This is a genomic window from Maricaulis virginensis, assembly GCF_027922185.1.
In the GTDB taxonomy this organism is placed as follows: domain Bacteria; phylum Pseudomonadota; class Alphaproteobacteria; order Caulobacterales; family Maricaulaceae; genus Maricaulis; species Maricaulis virginensis.
The window spans coordinates 50,495-69,437 of record NZ_BSFE01000005.1 but is presented as its reverse complement, the minus strand read 5'-3'; the positions used below and the strand labels follow the sequence as shown (position 1 = coordinate 69,437).

The 18,943-nt window shown below is 64.0% G+C and carries 9 protein-coding genes; 2 read left to right on the top strand and 7 right to left on the bottom strand.

The annotated features are described in order from the left end of the window. Nucleotides 1-36 precede the first annotated feature (36 nt). Both PKE71_RS10195 and PKE71_RS10190 read right to left on the bottom strand, forming a co-directional pair. The gene (locus tag PKE71_RS10195; RefSeq protein ID WP_271186865.1) at nt 37-474 is read right to left on the bottom strand and encodes a hypothetical protein; all 438 of its coding nucleotides are present in this window, start codon (nt 472-474) and stop codon (nt 37-39) included. Nucleotides 475-1,208: 734 nt separating this feature from the next. Beyond that, a complete protein-coding gene (locus tag PKE71_RS10190; RefSeq protein WP_271186864.1) occupies nt 1,209-4,235 on the bottom strand; it encodes a TonB-dependent receptor in 3,027 nt (1,008 codons plus the stop codon). A gap of 326 nt (nt 4,236-4,561) precedes the next feature. Here PKE71_RS10190 and PKE71_RS10185 point away from each other — a divergent pair, with 326 nt between their 5' ends. Then, entirely contained in the window at nt 4,562-5,182 is a 621-nt protein-coding gene (locus tag PKE71_RS10185) for a TetR/AcrR family transcriptional regulator (protein WP_271186863.1), read from the top strand. A gap of 3 nt (nt 5,183-5,185) precedes the next feature. On the opposite strand, the gene PKE71_RS10180 is transcribed toward PKE71_RS10185, so the two are convergent. From PKE71_RS10180 to PKE71_RS10165, 4 genes are all read right to left on the bottom strand, one after another. Continuing rightward, the gene (locus PKE71_RS10180; RefSeq protein WP_271186862.1) at nt 5,186-5,614 is read right to left on the bottom strand and encodes a DUF2147 domain-containing protein; all 429 of its coding nucleotides are present in this window, start codon (nt 5,612-5,614) and stop codon (nt 5,186-5,188) included. Further along, entirely contained in the window at nt 5,611-6,468 is an 858-nt protein-coding gene (locus PKE71_RS10175) for a metal-dependent hydrolase (protein WP_271186861.1), read from the bottom strand. Before PKE71_RS10175 ends, PKE71_RS10180 begins: the two co-directional genes overlap by 4 nt. Nucleotides 6,469-6,573: 105 nt before the next feature. After that, complete coding sequence (locus PKE71_RS10170) at nt 6,574-7,779, bottom strand: molybdopterin molybdotransferase MoeA (RefSeq protein ID WP_271186860.1); 1,206 nt, start codon at nt 7,777-7,779, stop codon at nt 6,574-6,576. A 1-nt stretch (nt 7,780) separates the two neighbouring features. After that, complete coding sequence (locus tag PKE71_RS10165) at nt 7,781-8,296, bottom strand: molybdenum cofactor synthesis domain-containing protein (RefSeq protein WP_271186859.1); 516 nt, start codon at nt 8,294-8,296, stop codon at nt 7,781-7,783. Nucleotides 8,297-8,546: 250 nt separating this feature from the next. On the opposite strand from PKE71_RS10165, the gene katG reads away from it, so the two are divergent. After that, complete coding sequence (gene katG / locus PKE71_RS10160; RefSeq protein WP_271187062.1) at nt 8,547-10,721, top strand: catalase/peroxidase HPI; 2,175 nt, start codon at nt 8,547-8,549, stop codon at nt 10,719-10,721. A gap of 79 nt (nt 10,722-10,800) precedes the next feature. Here the strand turns inward: katG and PKE71_RS10155 are convergent, their stop codons facing one another. Beyond that, nucleotides 10,801-18,624, bottom strand: a complete 7,824-nt coding sequence (locus PKE71_RS10155; RefSeq protein WP_271186858.1) for a DUF4347 domain-containing protein — start codon at nt 18,622-18,624, stop codon at nt 10,801-10,803. Nucleotides 18,625-18,943 lie beyond the last annotated feature (319 nt).

The window sequence follows — 18,943 nt, the reverse complement described above, 5'->3', positions numbered from 1 at the left end:
GCTCCCGTCGTGTTCCACCAGTAGCGGAGGCCGAATTCAGCTCAGCGAGCCATCAACGTAGCAATCGCTCGGCGTTCCCGACACGGTCACATTGTTGAAGGTGAGCGTATTGGTGGTGTGGTTGAAGTCGGCCACCACCGTATCGAAGCAGGAGCCAAGGACAGAGGACGCACCGATCGAGAGCGTCACTTCATTGGCTCCGGGGCCCCAAGCGGCCGTCCAGGTACCAGACGGCGAAACCACGCCGCCGCACAGGAAGCTGCCCGGCGCAAAGCTGCGGCCGGTAATCGTCGGGTCGCCGGATCCATCGATGCTCAGATTGACGGTGACAACGCAGTCGATCTGAATGCTCTGCTCCAGGCTGAGCGTGCCGGAAATCGTCTGGTTGGTATTCGGCGGCCAAGCAGCCAGAGCCGGAGCGGCGGTGGCGGCCATGCCGAATACGGCTGCCATGAGCGTGGTCTTGATTTTCATCGTATTTCCTCCATTTGAGATGCGGTCAGCGCGGGCCCGTCTGACGATTGATTTCACTGAACGCTTGAACAGATCCGGCACCGCGCCTTCCGGGCCCGGGAAAGGCGCCGGGCGCAGAGGGGCGCGCCCGGCACGAGGTGCAGGAGGAGAGGCAGACCTGCCTCTCACGGTCGCACGCGCCTCACGGCACGGGCGATACGGACAGCTCCAGACACACGCTCCGGAGCAATTCACGCAGATGGGGTTCGCGACCTCAGTCGCTGATGACGCAGGACGAATGCACCCGTCCGGCTAGCCTTCATCTGCCCGTTGGCGAAACTTTGGGTAGCATGCCAACACAGCGCGCCGGAGTCAAATTATTATTTGAAAACAAACTCTTATGTAAATTTGTATATAGATTCCTGCCCCACGGAGACGCCCCGAAGGAAGTGAAGGCCCGCACCGCAGATGGCGGCCGGAGCAGCACTGGTTCACACGCCAGATCCGTCGGATCCGGGCATCACCACTACGCGAGCCCATGCCTTGCGGCAGGCTCGCCCCCCTATCGGCTAACTGTCTGCGGGCCCCGGAACGGGTCCGCTGCTCTTGCATGGCGACCGCAAGGCCGCAGGAGCGTCCCTCTCCCGCTTTCGTCGCGGACCGTCTGGCGGACTCAGGCCCGGCATCGTTTGAAGGAAGCTGGGCCGGACACAGTGCAGGGCGGGCACCCGAGGTGCCCGCCCCTCACCTGACGGCTAAAAGGCAGCCCGTACGCTGACACCCCAGATCTGGGGATCGAGCGTGAACACATTGGTCGAAAGACCCGTATCGTCGCTGTTGGTAAAGGCGTCGACGATCGGCGCATCGTCGAACACGTTCTTGATATAGCCCTCGATGACAAAACCGTCGCGCGGCCGCATCAAGGTCACCGAGACGTTGAGATTCTCCCAAGACTCCAGCTGGTCGTATTCGGTGTTGTAGACCCGGAAGTAGCTTTCACCCTGCCAGTAGTAGTCGGCCCGCGGGGTCAGCTCCCATTCACCGAGATGGAAGGTGTACTGGGCACCGACATTCAGCGTCCAGTTGGGCGCATTGGGCAGCTCATTGCCGCTCAGGTCGGTTTCGAAACCACGCCCACCATTCGGTGCATCTTCCAGCGGATTGTAGGTGAAGCCAAAGAACTGCCAGTACGGAAAGGACGTGTCGAAGTCCGGATCAAACGCACCGAACCGCGACGCACCGCCACACAGAGCCGACAGCGCCCAGGATGACAGAATGCCGAACGCGGGCGCCATCTGCAGCACAGTCTCGACATGGTCGGTCGGCGCAATACAGTTCGACGGGACCTGAACCCACGGCCTGACGAGGGTCCAGTCCTCATTCCCGGCCGTCCGGTTCATGACGTCGATAGACCCTTCGCCATCGGCAATGCGGGTGTTGAGGTAACCGAGATTGCCGTCGATCTGGAAATCGGGCGTCGGACGGTACATCGCCTCCAGCTCCAGCCCCCAGATCCGGGCGTCGAAGTTTTCGTTGAGCGAAATACGGTCGACGATCTGCGACACCTGGTAATCTTCGTAGTCGTACCAGAATCCCGTGAGGTTCAGCATGCCGCGCCCGTTGGCGAAGGTGTTTTTGGTGCCGATTTCGAAGGCATTGACATATTCCGGCTCGAACGTGCCTTCGAGCGGCTGGTACTGGATGACCTCGGGGTTGATCTCGGCCCGCGGCGGATTGGTGCCGCCGCCCTTATAGCCCCGCGAATACGATGCGTAGATCAGCGTATCCTCGGTGAAGGACAGGTCCGGCATCCAGTCGATCACGGCCCGGCCGGTCAGGGCCTCCCAGCCCAGTTCGACATCGGGGTCGGCCTGATAGCCGCGACGGGTATAACCGCCGGACGACAGCCCCGGACCGCCATCCGACTGTGCACCCAGCAGAAGCTGGCTGGGATAGGGGGTCGAGATTTTCTGGTCGTCCGTGTAGCGCAGACCGAGCGTCAGGCGCAGCTCGGGGCTGAGTTCCCAATACCCCTCGCCGAACACGGCCCAGGACCGGGTCTCCACAACATTCCGGCTGCGGAAATAATTGTGACCGTCGCCAGCCAGATTATCTATCGGTGTCGGGTCGATATAAACACATTCCGTCGCACTTGGAGGAGACCCGGCCTTGTAGTTTTCGTCACAGGGACTCGAAAAGCCGATACCGCCTTCCTGATTGTAGTAGTACTCTGCCAATGACGTGAAAAGGTTGTTGAAAACGAAGTAATCGTCTTGCGATTCGAATTCCAGATAGTTGGCACCGACGCTAAAATTGAAGCCTCCATCAAAGTCGGACTGCAGCCGGAATTCCTGGTACCATTGAGAATTGTCCGACCGGCTCAGATCGGCTGACAGCATTCGGGACGAGGCCCCGAGTTGCGGATCGGTATAGATTCCCCCCGGCGACATCGGGGTCGGTGCCGGGTTGCCCCCGGCGTCAACGCGCAAGCTTGTGTCGGGAAAAACGGGGTCGGAGAGGAACCGCCCATAATCCTGGGTCGACCAGAAGTCATCTTTTGCATACGCGGTTTGCGAGTACAGCGTCAGCCCGTCGTTCAGTTCGAAAGCGAGATTCAGCTGGAACACATCATTTTCCGCCCGGAAGCGCGGGTCGATTGCAGCCTCGATCTCGCGCAAGTCACGAGACACGACCGCTCCCGCGAATGGATCCGTTCCGACTTGAGGAATATCGAGACGCGTTCCGTCAGCCGTAACCCCCTGACCATTCAGGAGGCTGGAGGCCCGCACGATTGTCAGAGAACCACCGTTCGGTGCGTCGTATGAGGCATCATCGAACAAGGAACCTGGCAAGCAGCCCTGGCTCAACTGGTTCTGGAACAGGTCGCCCATGTCGGCCCCGCCGAGAAGCCCACTGGGTACCGTCGTGCTACCCACCTGGGTCGGACCCGGATCGGTCGTGCACAACTGTTTGCCCGTGCGCGACCGGTTGTCGTCCTCCTCGAAATGCTCCCAGATCAGGCTGGCGCTGAAGCGTTCCGTCGGCTCCCACAGGGCAGAAAACCGCGTGGACCACAGGTCGCGGTCATTCACATGCCGGTCCGTGAAACTGTTGTAGTCGAAACCCTCGCGCTGGGTTGAGGCGCCGGCCACCCGGATCGCGAACGTGTCGCCGACCGGAATGTTGATGTATCCGCGCAGGCGGCGGCTGTCATACCCGCCGACCTCTGCCTCGATCGAGCCACCGAACACACCGGTTTCTGGCAGGTTGGGGAGCATGTTGACCACACCGCCCGTCGCGTTGCGGCCGTAGAGCGTGCCTTGCGGCCCGCGCAGCACCTCAACGCGCTGCACGTCGAAATACTCCTGCTCGAACAGCCGGTTACGGATCAGCGGCGTATTGTTGAAGCTGATCGCGACGGCCGGATCGCTGGCCGCGGAAATGGCCTTGGTCCCGATCCCGCGGATCGAGAAGTTGAACATCGAAAAGTTGTTCTTCGAGAAGGCGACGTTCGGGATGGCCCGAAGCAGTTCCGACCCGCCCTCGATGCCGCGCAGGTTGAGATCCTCGGCCGTGAAGGCCGACACCGCAATCGGTACATCCTGGATCACTTCCTCGCGCTTCTGCGCCGTTACGGTGATGACGTCACCGGAAAAGCGGCGCTCATTCTCGGTTTCCGTCTCGTCCGCGGACTGCGCGAAGGCAGCACCCCCCGCCAGAACAAGAACAGCAGTCGATACGCCGGCCTTCAGACAGGCGCGCCCGGTTGCGATAGCTCGCATTTATCTTCCTCCCTCTTGCCGATTCCCGGCAGCCACTCTTCAGGCGGCCTTGGCGGGTACACGGCGATCCGCCGGTTCTTTTCCTCGCAGACAGCGGCGGCTCTGCCTCGCGTGCATATCGGTGCAGTTATTCACGGCAGTGTCAATACTATTGATACCAATGTCAGTAAGATTTTTTCTATCGCTACGTGCTCAAGACCACACCTCGCGAAAAGGTTCCGCTGCGCGCAAGGCTTCCTGGCAAGGCTTCAGCCCCTCGCCGCTTGTGTTAACCCGGTGTTCAGTCTAGGAGACAGCCGCTATCTACATCGAAGTAACCAACCGACATGCCAAAAGAAAAGACCGTTCAGAAACGCCGGCGGCGAACGCCGGACGAGGCACGAAGCGAAGCCCTCGCCGCGGCGCGCTCCCTGCTGCTCCAGGCCGGACCGGATGCCGTCACACTGTCGGCTGTGGCCAAGAAGATCGGCGTGACCCACGCCAACCTGATCCACCATTTCGGATCGGCTTCCGACCTGCAGGCCGCTCTGATGGGGTCGATGGTGGACGATCTGCGCGATGCGCTCGACGCAGCCGTCGCACGGCTTCGCACGGACCAGAGCGCGCCCCGCGAACTTGTCGATGCCGTATTCGACGCCTTCGGCGAAGGCGGCGCAGGCCGGCTTGCGTCCTGGATCGTGATGACCGGTGACACATCCCGGCTCGAGCCAGTCCGGCAGGCTGTACTGGGCGTGGTCGATGCGGTCGACGAGATGGCCGGACACGATCCGCAGCTGCCCCGCGAGCGGATCAAGGCAGCGGTTCTCTTCATTGCGCTGACCGCCTTCGGCGATGCCCTGATCGGTCCACCGCTGCGCGACATTCTTGGCCAGGATGACAAGGCCAGCCGCCGGATCATGGCCGACTTGCTGCCGGCCTTCCTGGAGCGCCCGAAAGGTACGGGCTGACCCTCAGTCGACCCTTGTCCAGACCCGGGTCCGGCAGAAGAAGGCAACACAGCCCTTTACTTCCAGACTTCCGTCTTCGCGCAGGCGCAGCTCGCCATTGCGGGCACCGTCGCCGGACTGGGGATCGTAGACAGGACCGCCTTCCCACTCGCGCGGCCCACCGGAGAAGTCCTGCAGCACGACCAGCCCGTCCAGAGGCCGGTCGCGCAGGCTGCGATCGGAGTTGCGCACATCCCGCTGGTCAGGATTGTCCCGCAGCGCGTCGGCATCGACAAGCCGGCCGCACAACGCCTCGTCGCAGCGATAGATTTCAACCTTGCCGCCTTCCGAGCCGGTGGCCCAGACGCCGGTGATGTCCGGCATGTTGTCAGCATCGGCGGCCGGTGCAGCCATCAGCAGACCGGCCAGCAGAGACAGGTATCCGGATATCATGCAGGACTCTCCTGCTCATTGAACATGTTCAGTGACTCCAGGGCGCCTTCGACCAGTTCGCGATCGTCCGTGTGCCAGGGGTGAAAGCCGGGGCGCATATATCCGAAAGCACCCTGCACCAGCACCCGCATCGGACCGGGACGACCATACAGGAAACCGAGCAGACGCATCCAGGTTCCAAAATTGTTGAGCCCGTCCTGCTTGAGCAGATCGGCGGTGTTGCGAAAGATAACCCAGTGGAACCGGACGGTCGCCGTCGCCATCACGACACAGCGCCGGGCCCAGCGGCGAATGCCGGGCAGGTTGCGGGTTACGCTGTTCCACGTATCGAAAGCCACAGCCTTGTGCTCGATCTCCTCTATTGCATGCCAGCGCCACAGACGCAGCGCCTCCGGGCTGACCCCGTCGAGATATTTCGGGTCGGCCAGCACGCCATGGGCCAGCACGGCCGTGAAGTGCTCAAGCGCGCACGTCGCGGCCAGCTGAATCTGGTGCGGTCGCGACTTGGCCCAACTCACTGTGACCCGCGTGCGCTCTTCCAGCGGCCGGATGTCGTAACCGGCATCCTCGGCCTGCCGGTTGAAGACGGCATGTTCCCGCGAATGCATGGATTCCTGGTACATGAAGTCGTCGATCTGGCTGCGCAGCGGCTCCTCGGTGCGATCGCGATAGCGCTTGATCGACTGCATGAAGAACTTCTCGCCAAGCGGGAAGGTCGAGGACAGCGCATTGAAAAAGGCCGTACGTCCCGGATCCCCCCCGTGCCACCAGCGCGGGTTGGGCGTGTCGCGGCCAAACCGCATGTCGCGCCGCTGGATAACCAGATCGCTGGGAGTTCCGGAATTGGATGCCATGGGTGTCTCTCTTGTGCCGCTATTTACATTGACGTTAATGTAAATAGCGGCACAAGCAGCCTTTGACAAGGCCCACAGGGCATTACAAATGCGACAGAGGTGCGTTCAAATGCGGTCGAGGAGCGGAAGTATCTCGACCGGCTCGCCGGCGGCTAGCGCGGAAGCGCCCGCCGGCCGCCGGATCAGGCAATCGGCCTGCACGAGCGCCGAAAGTGCCGAGGAATCCTGGTTGGACAATGGCGCGGCACGGCCGGCTTCGTCGCGCGTGGCACGCAGATAGGTTTCCCGCCAGTCATTGGCTTCAAGCGCGACGGCAAGGGGGGCCTGTGCGAAGACGGCATTGGCAACGCTGCCGCCCAGTCGCGCCAGAGCCGGACGGAGAAAAAGGCGCGCCATGACCAGGGCCGAAACCGGATTGCCCGGCAAGCCGAGCAGCGGATGCCCCTCCAACGTACCGAACCAGGTCGGCTTGCCCGGCCTCGCCGCAATCCGCTCGAATGCAAAGCGGCCGCCATCGGCCTGGAAGACCGCGCGCAGATGATCATGCCCGCCGACCGACGCGCCGCCGACCGTCACCGTCAGGTCGCAGTCACGCCCGGGGCGAAGCGCGTCCCGTACCGCACCGGGCCGGTCTCGGGCGATACCCAGATAGACCGGTTCCCCGCCCCAGATACGGACCAGTTCCACGAGCCCGGGCGCGACCGAGTTGACGATCTGCGAAGGGCCGGCGGGTTCACCGGGCTCGACCAGCTCGTCACCCGTCGCCACGATCGCCACGCGGGGGCGCGGGTGAATATGGAGGGCCGCAACGCGGGCTGCGGCTGCCAGCGCGACAGCTTCCGGCGACAGGCACCGCCCGGCCTCTAGCAGACGATCTCCGTGGGAAAAGTCCGTACCAGCCGGCCGGATGTTCGCCATCGGGCGCGCTGTGTCGGTGAGACGGACGGCGTCACCCTCGCGCGACGCCTTTTCCTGCATCACGACCTGGTCGGCCCCGTCCGGCACCGGCGCTCCGGTGGAGATCCGCACGGCCTTTCCCGGCCCGACCAGGCCGTCGAAGGCATGTCCGGCAGCCGCCTCGCCAACCAGGCGCAGCGCTTCGGATCCTGAAGCGAGATCCGCCGAGCGGACGGCATAACCGTCCATGGCTGACGCGGCGAAAGGCGGCTGTGTCCATTGCGCGACCAGCGGCTCGGCCAGAATAGCGCCCCCGCAGTCCGCGAGCGGTCGCCTTACCGGAGCCAGCGGCGACAGAGCGGACAGCATCGCGTCCAGGGCTGCATCGACGGTCAGCATGGCGGTGTCTGGCATCTCAACGCTCTGTCAGCCGGGGGATGAGCTCGACCAGGTTGCAGGGCCGGTGCGTCCGGTCGAATTCGATCCGCAGCACTTTCTCCCAGGCGTCCCGGCAGCCGCCGCTCGAGCCCGGCACGGCAAACAGATAGGTGCCGCCGGCGATGCCGGCCGTTGCCCGCGACTGGATGGTCGAAACGCCGACCGAGGCATAGCTGACCTGGTGAAAGACCGCCGCGAACCCGTCCATCTCCTTGTCATAGACACCGCGAAAGGCCTCCGGCGTGACGTCACGCCCGGTCAGACCGGTTCCGCCCGTAGCAATCACAGCGTGAATGTCGGGGTTGGCGATCCAGACGTCCAGCTGCGTGCGGATCGCCGTCACATCGTCCGGCACGATGGCATGGTCCACGACGCGGTGACCATCGGCCGAGATGGCCTCGCGCAACCAGGGACCCGTCTTGTCCGTTGCCGCATCGCGCGTATCGGACACTGTCATGACGGCAAAACCGACCTGGTCCGGAATGACACCCATTCACCCGCTCCCTTGTTCCATCACCATCGAAGTGGGCCTGTTCTGCCACCAGCACAAGTGGCCTGGCAAACCCGGACGCCGCAGCAGGCGCAAATGACCGTCACAAGGTCGCGAGCGGCCATGACAGTGAAACAATCTATGGCTCCGCCTGATAAAATCGATTTGATTCATAAGGCCCCGCCCGTCATCCTTGCCGCAGTATTGATGAGTAAATCGGCATCCACGCATTCAAGACATGATCGGAGACATCATGGACGGCAATGATACGCAATCACTCGGCAAATGCCCGGTGATGCACGGAGGAATGACATCTGGCCGCGCATCGGTGATGGATTGGTGGCCCAACGCGCTGAACCTCGACATCCTTCACCAGCACGACACCAAGACAAATCCGCTGGGCAAGGACTTCAACTATCGCGAAGCCCTGAAAACCCTCGACGTCGAGGCCCTCAAGAAGGACGTCACGGACCTCATGACCGACAGCCAGGACTGGTGGCCGGCCGACTGGGGTCATTATGGCGGCCTGATGATCCGCATGGCATGGCACGCAGCCGGCTCCTACCGGCTGGCTGACGGCCGCGGCGGCGGCGGCACCGGCAATCAGCGCTTCGCTCCGCTGAACTCCTGGCCGGACAATGTCAGCCTCGACAAGGCCCGCCGCCTGCTCTGGCCGATCAAGAAGAAGTACGGCAATGCCGTCTCCTGGGCCGACCTGATCATCCTCGCCGGCAATATCGCCTATGAATCCATGGGCCTGAAGACATTCGGCTTCGCCTTCGGCCGGGAAGACATCTGGCATCCGGAAAAGGACACCTATTGGGGCGCCGAAAAGGAATGGCTCGCCCCGAGCGATGGCCGATATGAAAATGTCGACGACCCGTCGACGATGGAAAACCCGCTCGCTGCCGTGCAGATGGGCCTGATCTACGTCAATCCGGAAGGCGTAAACGGACAGCCGGACCCGCTGAAAACGGCTGCGCAGGTACGCGAGACTTTCGCCCGCATGGCGATGGACGACGAGGAGACCGCCGCCCTGACCGCCGGTGGTCACACCGTCGGCAAGACCCATGGCAATGGCGATGCCGGCGCGCTCGGCCCCGATCCGGAATCCGCCGGTGTAGAGGAACAGGGTTTCGGCTGGAGCAATCCCAATATGGGCGGCAAGGCGGCCAATGCTGTCACCTCGGGCCTGGAAGGTGCCTGGACGACCCATCCGACCACGTTCGACATGGGCTATTTCGACCTGCTGTTCGGCTATGAGTGGGAACTGAAGAAGAGCCCTGCCGGTGCCTGGCAATGGGAACCGGTCGACATCAAGGAAGAGGACAAGCCGGTCGATGCGAGCGACCCGTCCATCCGTCACAACCCCATGATGACCGATGCCGACATGGCGATGAAAATGGACCCGGCCTACCGGGCGATCTGCGAGAAATTCATGGCCGATCCGGCCTATTTCCGCGACACCTTCGCCCGGGCCTGGTTCAAGCTGACGCACCGGGACATGGGGCCCAAGGCCCGCTATGTCGGCCCGGACGTGCCGGCGGAGGATCTGATCTGGCAGGACCCGGTTCCGGCCGGCCCGACGAATTACGATATCGGCGCCATCAAGTCGAAGATCGCCGCGAGCGGCCTGTCGACGGCCGAACTCGTCGCCACGGCCTGGGACAGCGCCCGCACCTATCGCGGGTCGGACATGCGCGGCGGCGCAAACGGCGCCCGCATCCGTCTGGCACCCCAGAAGGACTGGGAAGGCAATGAGCCGCAGCGCCTCGCCAAGGTGCTGGGTGTTCTCGAACCCATCGCCAAGGAATACGGAGCCAGCCTGGCCGACGTGATCGTGCTGGGCGGCAATGTCGGTGTCGAGCGTGCGGCCGCTGCCGCGGGTGTCGGCATAACCGTGCCCTTCGCACCGGGCCGCGGCGACGCCACCGATGAAATGACCGACGCCGACAGCTTTGACGTTCTCGAGCCCATTCATGACGGCTACCGGAACTGGCTGAAGAAGGACTATGCGGTCAGCCCGGAAGAGCTGATGCTTGACCGGACCCAGCTGATGACACTGACGGCGCCGGAGATGACGGTGCTGGTCGGCGGGATGCGGGTGCTCGGTACCAATCACGGCGGTACCAAGCATGGCGTCTTCACCGACCGCGAAGGCGCGCTGACAACCGACTTCTTCGTCAACCTCACCGATATGGCAAATGCCTGGAAACCGGCAGGCGACGGGATCTACGAGGTCCGCGACCGCAAGTCCGGCCAGACGAAATGGACGGCGACCCGGCTCGACCTGGTGTTCGGATCCAATTCCGTCCTGCGGGCCTATGCCGAGGTCTATGCCCAGGACGACGCCCAGGAGAAGTTCGTGAAGGACTTTGTGGCGGCTTGGACCAAGGTGATGGACCTCGACCGGTTCGACATCCACTAGCACAGGTGCAAAGACGCCCCGAAACAGCAAGGAGCGGACCCGGCAGGGCCCGCTCCTTTTTCTTCGCCGTCTTGCCGGATTAGCGGCCCAGGGACAGCGGGACGCGGAAATTGATCCGCGCCGAACTGGCTTCGAAGTCTCCGTCTCCGATGCCGGCGAGGCTGACTTCCAGGCCGAGCATGGCGCCATTGGCGAAGACCGCGCCGGCGCCGAAGCGGCCATCGGCGCGCAGATCGCTCTCACCGCCAGTCAGCAGCCCCGCCTCGCCGAGCAGCTCGGCAGGATGGTAGTCCCAGACGGCCCGCATCCGCGTGCTCAGCTCGAAATGACCGCCATTGGGCCGCGGACGGCGCCAGATCACCTCCGGTCCCGCCGCAAACCGGCCCAGCGTGATGCTCTGCCCGGGAATGGCGATGCCGAGAGCGTCGGTATAGGCGTCCTGGCTTTCCTCGAAATGGGTCAGCGTTGCCTGCGGGCGCAGGGTCCACGGCCCGCCATCGCTGTACTCGCCGGTCAGATTGGCGCGCAGCATCCAGCGATCGGTGTCGAAATCGTCCTCGTAAAGGCCGAGCGGATTGACCGTGTTCGCGCTGGTGCCGTAGAGCGCCAGGCCGTCGAAGGTGATGCCGTCGGCAAAGCGCCAGACCAGGTAGGGCCCGGCCATCCAGCCTTCACCGCCGACCACGGCACCGGCAACGGCGCCCGCCTCGACAAAGACCTCGCGCGCTTCCTCGTCCATCCAGTCATACTGGAGCATGGCGCCGATCAGCATGTCCTCGGACACGGCCCAGTCGGCACCGAGCTGGAACACGCCGAAATCGCTTTCGGCCCGTTCACCGGCACGATCATCGGACACACCGGACATTTCCGCAGACATCCAGACATCCAGCCGGTCATCCGGTTCGCGCTCCCAGGAGCGCACGCCCGGCGCATCCGGCTCGTCGGCCTTGGCAGCATTGCGCATGCCGGACAGCGAAGTGGACATGGAGAGATTGTAGCGCCCCCCGTCCACGTTCGCAGCCAACGCGCCCGGCCGGACAATATCGCGCGCGCCGAGGCGGCGTGACAGATCCGGTGCGGCCTCGATGATGCGGTCGGCGCGGCGCAGCATGAAGTTGCGGATCGCACGCTGGGTGGCCAGGCGCACGGCATCCTCGTCGCGGACATTCTCGAAGGTGCAGACAATCGCCTCGCTGACATCCAGATCGACGCGGATACGGCCGTTTGTGGTGTCGATCTGCGAGCCCTGATCGGCATCGCCTGTGCAGGAGATGGCATCGATGCGCCAACCCTGCGGCACGCTTTGCTGGATGTCGAACGTGCCACCGGTCAGTTCCATCACACTCGTCTGGGCGCGGCCGCCGGAGGTGGCCAGCACCTGCCCGTCGATCGCCGGCAGGTCGGACGCAAACGCAAAGCTCGCATCGCCCGAGGGACCGCCCGGTGTCGTCGACACCAGCTGCAGCGTACCCATCGTGCTTTGAAGGCTCAGCGAGACCGGAATTTCCACCAGCACGGCCTCGCCCGGTGCGGACGGCGCGGCACGGCTGCCGCCGGCCGTCGACGATGTTGTGGTCCGGAAGATCGTGACCTGGCCGGTATAGTCGCCCGGCGCGAGATTGCGCGCCTCTTCGGTGATACTCACCGTGAAAACGATTTCCGACAGGCCCTCGATCGTGCCGGTTTGCGGCGTGACCGACAGCCAGTCCACATTCGCCTCGGCGCGGAAATCGACGGGCAGTTCGCCCGGATTGCTCACCGTCGCCGTACCGGCAACACCCACCGGGTCATTGTCGTCGACATCGATATCGATCGCGACATCGACCTCAGGCGTCACCGCTTCAACAGTCAGGCTGGCGGCCAGCGAGCCGTTGCCGGCGGCGTCGGCGGCCGCATCGGCGCCGACGGAGACACCGGTCTCACCGAAGGTCTCCGGCGTGATCTCCACCGTGTATTCCGATGCGGAGACCTGCGTCAGCGTCTCAGCCGTCGCATTGTCGAGGACGAGATCGTCGAGCGCAAAGCCGGTGACCGCTTCGGTGAAACTGATCGTCACCGCGAACGGCCCGGTCACCTCGTCCTCACCGGCTGTCAGCGTGACGGCCGGCGCGGTATTGTCCAACGTGACAGAGGACTGGTCCGTGCCGGTCGGCGCCGTGTCGGCCAACGCATTGCCGGCGCTGTCGGCGATGTCCTGGCTGGCGGCAAAGCCGAACACGACCTCGCCGTCCAGGTCGGCGAGCGTGCCGCCGGACGCCGCAACCTCGAAAACAGTGTCGCCATCGGGCGAGACCGCCAGAGACGCATTCCCCGCCCCCGTGAGCGTGAAGTCGGACTCATCGACGCCAACCACCGCCTCGCTGAAGGTGACGCGCCAGACCGGCGTGTCGGTGTTTGTCACCAGAGCATTCAGCGCTTCGATGGAGACCACTTCCGGCCCCACACCATCAGCTTCCAGGGTCAGGACAGCGGATGCCGTATTGTCATTGCCGGCACTGTCAGTCGCGGCCCCCGCAGGCACTGACAGGCTCAGCGATCCACTGTCCGGCGGGGCAATGTCGATCGTGTAGACGGACGCCGAAACGGTCTGGAAATTGCCGGCCGTAGCATTGCTCACATCCAGTCCGGAGAGGGCGAAACCGCTGACCGGCTCGCTGAACGTCACCGTCAGGGTGAAGGGCGCCGTCACCGGGCCGGCCGTTCCCGCATCGAGCGTCACGCCGGGCCCGTCACCGTCAAGCAGATAGGTCTCGTCGGCCCCCGTCGGATCGGGATCGACCAGGGCATTGCCGACGGCGTCCTCGATTGAGGCCGCGGCATCGAGATCCAGGCCGACCTCGCCGGACAGCCCCGCCAGATCGCCGCCGGAGACCGTCACGGAATAGCTCGCACCGGAACCGTTCACACCCGTCACAGACGCCGTGCTGCCGTCGACCGCAAAGTCAGCCGCATCCACACCCGTCACAGCCTCGCTGAACGTCACGGCCCAGGTCAGACTGTCCGCATTGGTTGAGGCCCCTGGTGGCGCCTCGCGTTCGATGGCGCTGACCGTCGGCAGGGTGTTGTCGAGCGTATAGGTCTCGTCGGCCCCCGTCGGCTCCAGATCGGTCAGCGCATTGCCGGCCAGATCGTCGATCGACACGCCGGCGGCCAGATCCAGTCCCACGACGCCGGTCAGCCCCGCCAGATCGCCGCCGGAGACTGTCACGGCATAGCTGTCGCCCGAACCGCTCACGCCGGTAATGCCGGCCGAACTGCCGGCAACGGCAAAGTCAGCCGCATCCACACCGGTCACATCCTCACTGAACGTCACCGTCCAGGTCAGGCTGTCCGCATTGGTCGCAGCGTTCGCCGGCGTCTGCCGCGCAATAGACGCCACCCCCGGCGCTGTTGCATCGGTATCGTCGGTCCGGATCGTGCCGGTCCCGGCCGCATCGCCGATCGTGGCGTTCGACGGGTTGGAGAGGGTCAGGATCACGGTCTCGTCCGGCTCGACCAAGGTCTCGTTGAGCACAGTGACGGTGACAGTGCGGCTGGTCTGGCCAGGTGTGAAGTTCAGGGTGCCGCTGGTTGCCGTGTAGTCCGAACCGGCCGTGGCCGTCCCGTCGGAGGTCGCATAATCCACCGTCACGGTCTGGGCCGAAGCCGGAGCCAGTGTCACCGTGAAGACCAGGCTGGACGTCCCGCTATCGCCCTCGGTGACCGAGGGATCATCAACGCTCAGGCTCGGCTGGGTCACTGTGAGCGTGGCGCTCGCCGTGCCGCTATTGCCGAGCGAGGAGGTCAGATTGCCCGTCGTGTTGACCAGCGAGCCGGCCGCCGTAGCCGTTACGTCGACATCGACCGTACAGCTCGCGCCAGCACCGATGGAGCCGCCGGTATAGCTGACAACGCCCGCCCCTGCGACGGCCGTGAGGGTCCCGCCGGTGCAGGTCGTGGATGCGTTGGGCGTGGCCGCCACTTCCATACCAGCCGGGAAATTGTCAGTGAAGTCCAGCGCGGTCGCGCCGGCCGCCAGTGCGCTGTTGTCGATCGTGAAGGTCAGCGTCGATACATCGGCAACCAGGATCGAGGCCGGCGCAAAAGCCTTGGAGAAGCCCGGCAGGCCGGTGTCCTTGGTCACCGTATCGGTGGCTGCACCGCCGGCATTGCCCGCCGGGTCGGTCAGCGTCACAGACAGCGTCAGCGTCCCGTCGCCCAGGCCGGACACATTGATCCCGGTGATCTGGTCGGTCGCCGTTGCAATCGTGCCGGAACCCGTAACATCTGTCCCGCCGCCGCTCGAGGAGATCGTATAGGCATAGTCAGCCCCGACTTCCGCACCGGCGAAGGTGAAGGAGACGGCATTGGCATTGGCGGCCGTCACCGGGTCCTGGTCCAGCGCGACAGTATAGCCCAAAGGCGCCACCACATCCTTGGTCGCCGTGTCCGTCGCTGCCGAGCCGGTATTCCCGCCGCTATCCGTCAGCGTCACCGACAGGCTCAGCGTGCCATCCGGCAGGCCCGACACGTCGATGCTGCCGATCTGGTCGGTTGCCGTTGCGATCGTGCCGGAACCCGTCACCGATCCGCCCCCGCCCGAGGAGGTGATCGTATAATCATAGTCCGCACCCACCTCCGCGGAGGCGAAGGTGAAGGATATGGCGGCATCGTCCACATCACCGATCGGATCCTGATCGAAGGACACCGAATAACCCGAAGGCGCGGCCGCGTCCTTGGCGGCCGTATCGGTGGAAGCCGAGCCGGTATTGCCCGCCGGGTCGGTCAGGGTGACGGACAGTGTCAGCGTCCCGTCCGGCAGGCCGGACACATCGATCCCGGAAATCTGGTCGGTCGCGGTCGCAATCGTGCCGGATCCCGTTACCGATCCGCCCCCGCCCGAAGAGGTGATCGTATAGTCGTAATCGGCCCCGACCTCGGCGCCAGCAAAGGTGAAGGAGACGGCGTTGACATTGGCCGCCGTCACCGGGTCCTGGTCCAGCGCGACAGTATAGCCCGCAGGTCCCACCACGTCCTTGGAGACGGTGTCCGTCGCAGCGGAACCGCTATTGCCACCAGCATCCGTAAGCGTCACCGACAGCGTCAGCGTGCCGTCCGGCAGGCCGGTCACATCGATCCCGGATATCTGATCGGTCGCCGTGGCGATCGTGCCGGAACCCGTCACCGAACCCGCCCCGCCCGAGGACGTGATCGTATAGTCGTAATCCGCTCCGACCTCAGCCGCCGCAAAGGAGAAGGACGCAGCATTGTCATTGCCGGCATTCAGCGCAGCCTGGTCGAATGAGACACTGTAACCCGCCGGCGCGAGCGCGTCCTTGGATGCGGTATCGGTTGCGGCGGCGCCCGTGTTGCCATTCGTGTCCGTAAGGGTCACCGACAGGGTCAGCGTGCCGTCCGGCAGGCCGGTCACATCGATCCCGCTGATCTGGTCGGTCGCCGTGGCGATCGTGCCGGAACCCGTCACCGAACCCGCCCCGCCCGAGGACGTGATCGTGTAGTCGTAGCCAGCGCCAACCTCTGCCGCGGCGAAGGTGAAGGAGACAGCATTGTCATTGGCGGCCGTCACCGGGTCCTGATCGAGCGTGACGGAATAGCCGGCAGGCGCCACGGTTTCCTTGGCCGTCGTGTCAATCGCCGCTCCGCCCGTATTGCCGCCACCGTCCGTAAGGGTCACCGACAGGGTCAGTGTGCCATCCGGCAGGCCCGAGACATCGATACCGGAGATCTGGTCCGTCGCCGTCGCAATCGTCCCGGAGTTGGTGACCGACCCGCCACCACCCGAGGACGTGATTGTGTAGTCGTAATCTGCACCCACTTCTGCACCGGCAAAGGTGAAGGACACAGCCCCCGCATTGCCGCTATTAACCGGATCCTGATCCAGCGTCACGGTATAGCCAGCCGGTGCGGTCGTATCCTTGGTCGCGGTATCGGTCGCGGCTCCGCCCGCATTGCCGGCTGTGTCTGTCAGCGTCGCCGAGAGGGTCAGCGTCCCGTCCGGCAGGCCCGAGACATCGATGCCGGCGATCTGGTCCGTCGCCGTCGCAATCGTCCCGGAGTTGGTGACCGACCCGCCACCACCCGAGGACGTGATCGTATAGTTGTAGCCCGCGCCCACTTCCGCACCGGCAAAGGTGAAGGACACGGCGCCCTGATTGCCCGTCGTGACCGGGTCCTGATCCAGCGTCACTGTATAGCCCGCCGGCGCCGTAGCGTCCTTGGCGATTGTGTCGGTCGCAGCCCCGCCTGTATTGCCGGCAGCGTCGGTCAGGGTGACCGAGAAAGTCAGCGTGCCATCCGGCAGGCCGGACACATCAAGCCCGGTAATCTGGTCGGTCGCCGTTGCGATCGTGCCCGATCCGGTGACGGACCCGCCCCCGCCTGAGGAAGTAACCGTATAATCGTAGTCCGCGCCCACCTCGGCCGACGCAAAGGTGAATGAGGCAGCGTTGTCATTGGCCGCGTTCAGCGCGCCCTGGTCGATACTGATCGTATAGCCGGATGGCGCATCGCGATCGACTGTATGGACGGAGCCCGAGGAATAGGCCGCCGGACCGGAATTGGCGCTGTCATCGGCGATATTGGTGCCGCCGTTCAGATCGAGCCGGATCGTACCGGTACCCGTGATACTGTTTACCGTCACCGTGATCGGGTCGCCGCTGGCTGCAGAAACACTGGCGATCGTGCCACCGGCGGACCCGGTGGTCGTCAGGGAGAAGTCATCGGTCGAGACATTGTTGGCGTTCTCGTCAAAGTCGACGACGAAATCGATACTGGCCGCATTCGCGCCCGGGGTGCCGGAGATCGTGATGCTTTGAACGGCCGGAGCGGTTGAGTCGGCAGGCGGCGGATCGAACACGAAGCTGTCGATCTGCATCTCGATGCCGGCAGCGTCGGAAGTCAGAACCACCTCGTCGACATTGTCGAAGGCCGCGCCCATTGTCGCCGTGCCGGTGCCGGTCAGAGCCCCACCACTGTAGGTACCCTGGGATACGCCGCCCAGGAAACCTTCCACGGTCACGATCTGGCGGCCCGGAATGATGTCATGCCAGAAGGACACGAAATCGAACCGCGTTCCCGGCGTGGTGTGCGTGATCCGGATGGAACCGGCGCTCGGCGACGCATCATTGTGCCGCGCCACAACGACACCGGTATTCCCGTCACCGCCATTGGCGAAACCGATCCATTCGGCCGGCGTGTTGGGCGTGTCGTATTCGAAGCTGTAATTGCCGTCGGTGATCGTCAGTCCGGGATAGAAGATCGTACCGCCTATACCATTGAAGTTGGCCTCTTCGCGGACCGTGATGGCCTGCAGCACATCGGCATAGCCTGACGCAGCAATACGAGCCTGGACCGTGTTGCGGGCCAGCTCGCCCTGCGACCATTCCAGGGTCCAGTCGCCGCCGAGGGCCGAAGCGCCGGTCCGGTTGGTCGAGGCTGCCAGGTCGGCATCGAGCGCATCCGCGAAGGCGCTGGCAAAAGTCGCGCCGTCGGGGCCAGACGCGACATCACAGGCATAAAGACGCACATCGGCGCCATCGGCCAGCGCGGCGCGGATACGGGCCAGATAGTCGATTTCGGAGTCCAGCACGGCGCGGTCGATGCGACCGCCGGAGAATTGCAGCGCGCCCGGTGCACCGTGGGAAATCAGGTGAACACTGCGGATGCCGTGCCGCCCGTCCATATAGTCGGCGATCTGTTCAAGCGGCGCACGCAGGGCGTCCAGCCGGACGAACTCCGTGTCACCGGCAGCACGCTCGAACACTTCCGCGTCCGTAACCCCGGGATCGACGAATACCACTTCGTCCTGTGCCTGGACCGGTGCCAGGCAGGCCGTGGCCAGGATGGCGACGCCGGCGACGCAGTTGCGCGCACCCTCGATCGAACGGAACAACGACTTGAACATCTTTCCCCCCGGGGCGCGTCGCCCCCACGAATTCGCGCACAATTTATGGTCACATCAAAATATGACACAGCGCGTAGTCATACAGATGCGCCGGGGGCCGCTCAACGAAAATCTCTGAATTGCCACCAAACCCGAGAATGCTCTTTTCGCGGGAATTTTCTCGATAACAACTATGAAGAGCTTTTTTGTATCGAATGACCCCATTTTTCAGGAAATTTTCCCATCCTGAACGATTATTTTTCCAGGACACACTTGTAAGTTATGCGTTTTCTGTCAGGCTCACCGCCGGCTTGCAGGGGAGAGACATATGGAAGCCTAC